The following is a 9255-nucleotide window of genomic DNA, read 5'->3' on the forward strand; positions in this document are numbered from 1 at the left end:
AAAATTCGAAGTACCGGGTAAGTCCCCACCGTGGCACCATCTTCATTTTTTGACCACCCAATTTTTTGACCCTCTTCTCGTTCTCCCCGTTCTCAACACTCACCATAAACCGCTTTCAGTTTCTCCAGCGCCCGGATCCACAGCATCCGTGTCGCGGCGTTTGAGCGTCCGATCCGCTGGGCGATCTGATCGTGGGACAGACCGTCGATGTGCCGCAGCGTCAACACCTCGCGATAGTCGTTGGGCAGTCGATCAAGAGCCGCGGCCAATTGCAATGTTTGCTCCGCCCGGTCGGCGCGCGAGCGCGGATTCGGTTCCCGGTCAATCGCCAGCTGTTCGATCCGAATGCTGTCACGGTCCAAGGCGGCTTGCAATTGTTGTTCGCGTCCCTGCCCACGTTTGATCGTACGCAATTGATCGCGGTCGTAACGCATCAGCGTGCGTTTCAGGATCGTGCGCAACCAAGCCAACCGTTCGGCTTGCGTCGTGCCACGAAACCCTTCATGTCCGCGCCAGGCGTCGACCAACGTTTGTTGAACGACATCCGACGGGTCGATGCGACCGCGAAGTGCGGGCGACAACTGGCGTTCGGCGAGCATTTTCAGCCACGGCCGCAGCGGTCCGATCGACCAAGTCGCTCGCAATGAGTCTTCGCTTTGTGATGCCGGTTCGTCGCCGCCTTTCACGTCGCCGCTTGCCTCCCCAGCAGTCTACCGATCCGGTGCACTGCCGAAGCCAGAATTCGCAAGATCCAATAGATTTGTACCACGACGGCAAAGCTAAACAACGCGACACGAGCAATTCCTGCGACGTCGACGGTATGACGCAAATTTTGCGGGTCGGGACGCAGCAGATAGGCAAACACGACAAGGGCCAAGAAGACGACGGGCGTACCGACCGAAAGCATCAAGCGGATCGAATCTCCCCGGCCGTCTTGTTTGTCGCGCAATGCGATCAACAATGCCACGCCGCACATCCAAGCGGTGACGCCGTTTAATAGATTGATCAATAGGTTGGGCTCGCGCAACCATGGACTTTGCCAGATCACCATCCAAATGCCGACCAGCAACGGCGCCAACAACAACCACGCGAGACTCCAGCGTCGTTCTGCCAGCGTCCGTTTTAGATACCAAAGCGGCAGGATCAACAAGATACCCAACGCGAGCCCGCCGCGAAGCAGATTAAGCCCCCATTGCCCCAGCGTGATGTCCCCTCCGATCGAAGCGAACAAGGGCCGCATGCGACGCGGATCAAATTCTCGATGCGTCGTCACCACGACGGCTTCGTGAGGTGCTGTGAAATGGAGGTCTTGAAATGCGATCCCATCGAGCGTTGGAGAAACCATTCGAGTGTGCGTCTCATCGTACCGGCAAACGAGCGGTACGTTTGAGGGTGATTCTGGATCGCTACTCGTTTCGGTCAAAATCTGCTGTCGCGACCAATCGATCGCGACGAGACGGTTTTGGTCGAGATGCAGCCAACTGATCGGCACATTGTGATCCCATTTCCAGTAGACCCGTTGGATGCCGTTGGCATCGGGAATGGTGATCCGGCATCGCGGATCAGCCTGCAGCATCGGGTAGCAGCGGATGACAAGTGACGGGCGGCGATCAGACGTGGGTGTCGATTCGTCCTGCGGCGGAGTGACACGGTCCATCACGACGCGTTCTTTGACGCCGTCATTGTCGATGTCAAAAAACCACATGCCGACCACATAAAAATTCTCCGCCGTTTCGTTGAACTGCCGAATGCTTTGGAATTGCTTGCCGCTCAGGTCGAAGATCTGACAGCTCGCTTTCCCGTTCGCTTCGCGGCTCAGGGCGAGCATCGGGGCGCCGTCCGAACTCGTCGCATCGGCGATGGCCAGGTAACGGCTCGCGTAGGCACCATCAACGAAAACGAGGGACTCCGCGTTCTCCGGCTCGATCGAGTCAACGAGTTTACCGTCGGGCCCACAGAGCACCAATTTTCGCAACGTGTTCTCTGCGGATGTGGCGCCCAAGTAAACGACGTGTGTTTGGCCATCGATGGCAACCAATGCAAACGGAATCCAATAATCGCTTCGAGTCGGTCGCTGATAGACCGAACGTTCCCAAAGCATCTCGCCGTTGGAACCATCCCAGGCGGCGAGAAACAGTTGGTCGTCGTGCGAGTGGGGACCGACAATGTCCTGCACGCCGTCGCCGTTGACGTCCGCAAACTTGAGATGGTCGTAACCGGTGGGAGTGTTGATGCGGGACGCTCCGAACAGAAAGGGGTGCGACCAACGGATCTCGCCGGTCGTTCGACTGATCAGCGACATTTGAAACGCATTGACCGGTTGCACCAGCACGCCAGCCGGTGTGCGGCGGGCGAGTCGGCCATCGCCAACGATCAGAATTGATTTTCTATCATCAAGCGACTCCACCAGGATGACTCGGCCCCCCACGTCGTCCTGCAAGCGGCATAATTCAGCGCCCGTTTCCCCATCGACTAGTCGCGACGGCGATTCGTTTCCGGTTTGATCCTGAACCAGAAAATCAACGCGTCCGTCATGATGTTTGATGGGTATCCAGGTGCCGCCGTCGGCGCGATCGCTGTTCCATACCGTCTGACCAGAGACGGCATCGATGACGCTGGTGCGGGTCGGCTGAAACCCAGACGCGGCAATCAGGGGTCGGCCCGATGCACCGGCCCACGATGCCAGCAAGGTGGTCTCGCCCAAACGGATCAGCGGCGACGACTGGGACCGCAACAGGACCAGGTGATCTTCACCGACGCCGAAGGGACCACCGCGGCGGCGGTAGACGCGCACCGGTGACGTCGAATCGGTGGGACTGGGACAGACATCCAGCCCCGCGGCGATGGCGACGGGCGTCGGACGGCTGGGGTGAAAACGAATGACCGTTGACTCCAGCATCACGTCCAAGCTGCGGTCACCGGTGACAAAATCAATTTCGATCGTACCCGATGGCGTCTCGGGAAATCCGCTACGAATCGCGTCGATCTGGGCGACGCGAATTTGGTCGCCGAACACAGGAATCCGATGCCTTGCCCAGCCCAAGACCTTGCCTGATTTTCCCGAGATCCAATCGACGTAAACGTAAGCCGTTGGATCGGGAAGGTCTGCCGCTGCTTGCCTTGATCCCTCTGCCGCGATGACGGCCGTGGCGATGTCACTGCACCCGTCATCATTGATGTCATCGGTCACGGTGATTCGGCACAGGCCATCGTCAACGGATCGCAACGCCGTGTAGGGCGTCGGGTCCGTCCAAATCGGCATGCCCGTCGCGGCGTCTAACAATTGCACACCCAAATCGACGCCGTTGCGGTATCCGCTGCGGGGCACGATGAGTTCGTCCGCTCCGTCGCCATTGATGTCGGTGACGTAGGGCCAATCGGCGTGGTTGCGGTCGATCGAATTCCGCCACTGGACATGATCCATTTGCCGACTCCATTGCTGCACGCCACTTAAGTCATAGGCGGAGATCTCCGTGCCGCTGAATCGAGCCGTCTTATTCCGAGATTCTTGGTGATCGTGAAAGATCAATCTTGCATCACCGCGCGGGTTGGCAATTCGGGGCGCTCGGGCGGGCATGAATGGCAACGTGATCGTCACCGCGGACGCGGGTGTTTGATCCCAATCGATGAGATGACATTGGTCTCCGATCAACAGGACGACGTGCAGCGAGTCGTCGTGACGCAGGACTTGGGGCGGGCTGGGGACCGGGACGCGTATCGGGGTTCCATTGCGTGTATGCCTGGTAAAAAAATCACCTAACTGACGATGCCCCGCGCGAAACGCCGAGTCCGCGCTGAACGACAGACCGCTGAACGATCGATACTGGTGTTTGTCGGGATGAAAAATGGCGTCGGCCGGCCAGAATCCGTTGGCGGGTGTCTTCACCACTTGATGATGCCGCCGGATCACAGCACCGGTTTTTCCACTGACGACGGCCAAGCAGACATCCGTCTGAACAGCGATTCGATAGTGCACGAACATGACGAACAGGTCGCTGATTCCGTCGTCGTCTCGATCGCCGACATCCTGCAGATCGAAGATGCCCGGGAATCGGAGTCTGGCGCGAGGGTTGTACGGATTCGGCAACGTCGATTTGCTGGGCAGGTTGGCAAAGGCGTAGGACCGCGACCACAAGATGTTTCCGCGATGATCGACCGCCAACAAGGCTTGTTGATCCGTTGCGACGACCAGCGTGTCGGTTCGTTGATCGCCGTCCAGGTCGATCGGAGTGCGCAGTGCAGCAACGCCTTGCGTCAACAGCGGTTGGTCGTCGATGTGACGATGCCCGGGATCAAAATTTGCGGGCGGTTGTGTGTCGGCAAAATTGACGGGGATTGTCTCGGTTTCGTCTGCGTTTGATCCATCGAGATCGGTCAGCGTGGTGTCGATGGAATGGACGTCGAGTTCCCACTGTCGGTCGGCGTCCCATGTCACGCGTTTCAGCACGCCGTCGCGTCGCCACAGGATCGCCGGAGTCGATTCATCGGAGACGGTCACGACCGCTGCATCGTTGATCGAAATCTGCTTGGACGGGTCAGGCCGGCTCGTGATTCGATACTCGCTGGGCATGCCTCGGGTGATCGGCAACCGTAGCGTCTGACTCCATCGGCCCGTCGGTGCAACCATCATGTCATAGTCACCGGCGATTCGCTGTCGATGGTTTTGCATCGGAAGCGTCACTTCCATTGTCGCATCCGACAAGGCCGATTCACCGACCGGAACGATGGTCGCTTCGTAGGGTCCACCGCCGGCGCGAACGCGAAACGATCCCAGTTGACGTTCACGCCACTGATCGATTCCAGACAGTAGTGCGGCAATCAACACCGCCGTGACCGCCATCGCGGCGGCGACGACTCGGACACGCGATTGATGTTTGCGAGTCCAACGTGCCGCTTTTTCCAAGGTCGAAAGCGGGCGGGCGTGGATCGGATGATCGTCACGAACGGCACGCAAGTCGTCCGCAAACTGTGCGGCGGATTGATAGCGGCGGCATGCGTCTTTCTCCATCGTCTTGTGCAGGACGACCTCCAAATCGCGAGGCAGATCGGAGCGAAGGGTGCGCAAGGCGGGTGGGTCTTCATTCCGGATCTTGGTGATCAACGACAACGGATCGTCGCCTTCAAACGGCGGCCGCGTGGTCGCCATCTCGTACAGCGTCGCGCCGAGAGAATAGATGTCGCTGCGATGATCCACGTCGGTGGAACGCAGGTCCGCTTGCTCGGGACTCATGTACCGCGGCGTGCCCAGGATCGCGCCGGTGACCGTCGCGCCGGCATCGACCAGTCGCCGGGCCAAACCGAAATCCGTCAACCATACGCGGTCTTCCTGATCCAAAATCAAGTTGGCCGGTTTGACATCACGATGGACCACGTCACGCTCATGCGCGTGGCAGAGGGCATCGGCGGCTTGGATTCCGACGTCGAGAATCGCATCGAGTGGCGGCGGCGTCTGCTCTCGTCGGAAGCGTCCGATCCGCGCGGCCAGACTCTCGCCGTCGATCCGCTGCATCGCATACCAACTCGTGTCGCCTTCGCGTCCGGTCGCGTAAACCGGAACGATATTGGTGTGATGGAGCGCGCCCGCCGTTTCGGCTTCGCGACGGAACCGGTCGAGCGCCTGGGGGTCGACGATCCCGAACCGCATCACCTTGAGGGCGACGATTCGATCGAGCGATTTTTCGCGGGCTTCGTAGACGACGCCCATGCCGCCGCGGCCGAGTTCGGAGAGAATTTCGAAATCACCGATCGACTCGGGAAGCACGGGCTCGGCCGGCAGATCAAATCCGCCGGTTTCCGCACCGCCGAACAACTCCGCCGCGCGTAGGCACTCGGCCAATCGCTCGGCGTATTCGGGGTGCTCGCGGAGCCATTGGTCGCGATCGACGGCCCGACCCTGCTCGCGCTCTCTGAGGTATTGATCCAGCAGATCAGCGATTTCGGCGTCGATCGTCGATCCGGGGTGGTTATTCGTCTGGCGTGGCGTGTCGGTCATTTCAATCGTCGAATCGTACTTGAAAGTGCAGGTCCTTGTAGCGAAGAGACGATCCCGGGGGTGGCGCAACGGTCGATTTTGCAGAGGGCAGTTGGCAGAAAGATGGGGGGCAGAAAAATAGACAGGAAAATGGGTGACAGGAAAATGTTCCGGGCCCGATTTTGGCACGATCAATCATTTTCTTGTCAACAATTTTCTTGTCTGCCTTCGACCGAACGCCTTGGTACTGCTTGCTAGTCTGCTGTCCGCAGTGCGTCGAGTTGTTTTTTTGCGGCCAGAGCGTACTTGTGTTTGGCGCCGCGCTCGCTGCTGATCAGTTCGATGGTTTCTTCGAGATATTGCTCAGCCTCCTCAACACGTCCCAGACCGATCAGGGCCTTGGCCATCAGGGATCGCGCCTCGCAGATGGGTCCCGCCGCCGGCAAATACTCTTGGGCGTGTCGATCCAGACTTTCGCCGAGCAACTCCAACAACTCGTCGTATCGCTCCGCTTCGTCCATCACACGCGACATTTTTCGCATCGCCGACAAGGTCAGCGGATGCCGCGGTCCGTAATATTGTTCGCGGACTTCGAACGACTGACGCAGATAGTGAAGCGACGCGTCGTATCGCTCGGCCGATTGGAACATTTGTCCCAACTGAATCATCGCGAGGTCGCTTTCGTACGTGGAAGCTTGTGGGTCGCCGAGCACGTCCAGGTAGATAGCTTCGGCGGAATCCCACTGGCCTTTCATTCGATCGACGTCCGCCAGATTCACCAACAACGCCGGTCGGGAGTATTGTTCCGGATGGGGTGAGGCATCGATTTGACGCAAGGCGGCTCGAAACAGTTCGGCGGCTTGGTCAAGTTCGTTCATCTCGATCAGCACCGTGCCCAAGTTGTTCATCGCGGCGATCGTTCGTTCGTGAGATTCACCGAGCAGTTCTCGCGTCCGCGTGAGCACTTCGGTTCTCAATCGTTTTGATTCTGCGAAGTCGCCCTCGTCGCCGCGTGAACGCAACACGCCGGCAAGCCGGTCTTTGGTCTCCAGGACTTCGAGTTCGTTGTAGGAGTTGGCATCTTCAAATGCCGCCAATGCGAGTCGATATTGCCGTTCTGCGATGTCGGGCTCGCCAAGCCAACGATAGGATTCCCCTAGTGTTCTGCGGATGGATCCTTCGACATGCGGCCGGCCGGTAAACTTGCCATCCAGTACCGGCAGGGCATGATCGATCACTTCTCGCAGCGTCACGTCGTGGCCGAGACGCTCTGGTAAACTTGAGGTCAGAATTTCGTCGAGAAACTCGTTGACCTCCGTCGTCGCCTCCGCTTCCTGTTCCGCGATGTCACGCGCCATCGATTCGGCTGCGGCAGCCCGCTTTGCTTTGATCCACTGATCGCTGACGATAACCGACGACAAGATCGCGACGGCCGCCAACGCACCGGTCAATCCGACGATCCATCGCTGCCGTTTGCGTGATTCGATCATGCGAACTTCCGAACGAGAGCGTTCGATTTCCGCTTGGCGTATTCGGTGCTGCAAGCCCGCGAGATAGTCTTGCGTGACCCCTGCGACCTCCGCCGCATCGACAGGCCGGCCGGCCGGGTCGGGATTCAAACAGCGACGACAAAGGAGAATCAGGGTGTCGTCCCCTCGCAGTTGGTCGAGATGACGCATCGCGTCGACCAATTCACCACGACGGGTTCGCTCGATGGTTTCGTCACGTGAGACGCCCTGAAAAAGCGTTTGACCGGTGAGTATTTGAAACAGGATCGCTCCCAGGCCAAACACATCGACGCGGGCATCGATGCAATCGACATCGCCGCGCGCTTGCTCGGGCGCCATGTAGCCCGGCGTCCCGACAATATCACCCGCCGTGGTCAAATCGCTGCCGTGCGGTGTCTCGCCAGATGACGGGTCTTGCGTGACCGCCGATCGATCCGTCTCGACAGCGCTGCGTGTCGGCTCGGTCGCAACGTCTTGATCCGATTCGGAATCGCCGCCCAACCGTTTTGCCAATCCCCAGTCCATGACCTGAATTTCACCGAATCGGCCGACCATGATGTTGTGCGGTTTCAAATCCCGGTGAATGACGCCTTGCGAATGGGCATACGCGATCGTCTGCGAGACGTTTTCGAAGATCCCGATCAAGTCCCCCAAGTCGTCGCGCTGTGCTTGTCGCGATTTTAGGATTTGCTGCAACGTTTGACCCTCGACCAATTTCATCGAGAAGAAGGGCGTGCCATCTTCGAGCGTCCCGTGATCATAGACCGGTGGAATGCCGGGGTGCTGCAACGTTCCGGTCAGCAGGCCTTCGCGATGAAAGCGATCGATTGCTGATTGGTGTGCTTGGAATTGGCGTTTGAGCGTTTTGAGCGCCAGGGGGCGTTGGCCAAAGGTGTCATCGACTCGGTAGACGTCGCCGATCCCGCCACTGCCGATCAACTCGCCGACCTGATAGCGCGGCGAGGTGGGTTTCGCTGAGTCGTCGACCAAGTTCTGAAAGTTTGTGTTCAAAAACGTCGACGGAACGGCCTCCAAGAGCGACCGGTTCAGCTCTGTGAATCCCGTGTAGTCGGACAGTTGACACGATTGGCCCGCGCGGCGCCGCAATTCCATATCCAATCCGATCAATTCACGCAGCAATGCGGTTCGCTGCTCGCCGGAAAATCCTTGACAGAACACTTCAATGTCGCGCTCGCTCGGATCGGCATTTTCGAATCGCGTGCAGACGTCTTCGATCGCGCGAAGTGCTTCAACGTCGTCGAGAGGTGAATCGGGGCTCATGCTTCGCCGTGATGATGATGTTTGATCCGGCTGATCATTGCTCGTCGGACTGCCAGATCGTTCGGATCAGATTCAATCGCCGCTCGACCGACCGCTTGGCACATCCGAGACGCTGCGCGATCTCGTCGACGCTGTCTCCTTCCAGCCGCAGCAACGCGACGGTTTGCAGCACGGAATCGTCGAGCTGGTCACTGATCAAAAGTGCACGTCCAGTGATTCCACACGATTGTAGAAGAAAAATAAAACCGGCGACACAGAATTGTTTAAGGGGTACGACGCCAGACCACGCCGGTATTCACTGACCAGATCCCCTGGTCGGAAAGTGAAGCTCCCTGCTGAAGTGATTTCGCGTGCGATCTCGGTCATCCCTCGCAGATCCCAAGGGCTGATCAACGGGATTCCCACGAGCGTCACCATACCACCCAGGCTGGGTGATGCGGCGGTGCAAGATCGAGCGGTCGATTATGTTGGCGGGCATTGCAGGCGGTTGGCAGC

Annotated in this window: 4 protein-coding genes; all 4 read right to left on the reverse strand. The window is 58.8% G+C overall.

Features of this window, described 5'->3' with window-relative positions:
* Window positions 1–92: 92 nt before the first annotated feature.
* Complete coding sequence (locus Enr13x_RS33910) at window positions 93–686, reverse strand: sigma-70 family RNA polymerase sigma factor (protein WP_145391333.1); 594 nt, start codon at window positions 684–686, stop codon at window positions 93–95.
* Window positions 683–5992: a serine/threonine protein kinase gene (locus Enr13x_RS33915; protein WP_145391334.1), complete on the reverse strand. Its 5310-nt coding sequence runs from the start codon at window positions 5990–5992 to the stop codon at window positions 683–685. The genes Enr13x_RS33910 and Enr13x_RS33915 overlap by 4 nt, the downstream gene beginning before the upstream one ends.
* Before the next feature lie 233 nt (window positions 5993–6225).
* Window positions 6226–8760: a serine/threonine-protein kinase gene (locus Enr13x_RS33920; RefSeq protein WP_145391335.1), complete on the reverse strand. Its 2535-nt coding sequence runs from the start codon at window positions 8758–8760 to the stop codon at window positions 6226–6228.
* Window positions 8761–8794: 34 nt separating this feature from the next.
* A complete protein-coding gene (locus Enr13x_RS39230; RefSeq protein ID WP_231743943.1) occupies window positions 8795–8959 on the reverse strand; it encodes an ECF-type sigma factor in 165 nt (54 codons plus the stop codon).
* Between the last annotated feature and the right edge of the window lie 296 nt (window positions 8960–9255).

Source organism: Stieleria neptunia, from assembly GCF_007754155.1.
GTDB lineage: Bacteria > Planctomycetota > Planctomycetia > Pirellulales > Pirellulaceae > Stieleria > Stieleria neptunia.

What these genes read in the sequence shown, in the direction of transcription:
- Enr13x_RS33915 (WP_145391334.1), bottom strand. Translation starts at nt 5,992, where the DNA reads ATGACCGACACGCCACGCCAGACGAATAACCACCCCGGATCGACGATC.
- Enr13x_RS33920 (WP_145391335.1), bottom strand. Translation starts at nt 8,760, where the DNA reads ATGAGCCCCGATTCACCTCTCGACGACGTTGAAGCACTTCGCGCGATC.